General features: G+C 58.8%; 1 protein-coding gene. It reads left to right on the top strand.

The features are described from left to right. Positions 1-26: 26 nt before the first annotated feature. A partial coding sequence (locus SCA31_RS24255) for a motility-associated protein (RefSeq protein WP_410699536.1) occupies positions 27-257 on the top strand: 231 nt, incomplete at its 3' end.

Raw genomic sequence — 257 nt, 5'->3', positions numbered from 1 at the left:
GTTGACCGAATGCCAAGGGGGTTATTGTGTTGTTGTTCATAGGCTATCTAGTGGTCATCGGGTCCACCCTGGGCGGGTATCTGATGGTGGGCGGGCACCTGGCGGTGCTGATGCAGCCCGCGGAATTGCTCATCATCTGTGGCTCTGCCGTCGGCGCCTTTCTGGCCGGCAACAACGGCAAGGCCATCAAGGCCACCGGCAAGGCATTCTCGAAGTTGAAGCGCACGCGTGGCTACAACAAGTCCCTGTACATGGAA

The sequence above is a fragment of the Chryseobacterium sp. SIMBA_028 genome (genome assembly GCF_046535285.1).
Lineage (GTDB): Bacteria > Bacteroidota > Bacteroidia > Flavobacteriales > Weeksellaceae > Chryseobacterium.
The sequence above is the reverse complement of the archived record's forward strand: the minus strand, read 5'-3'. Positions and strand labels throughout refer to the sequence as shown.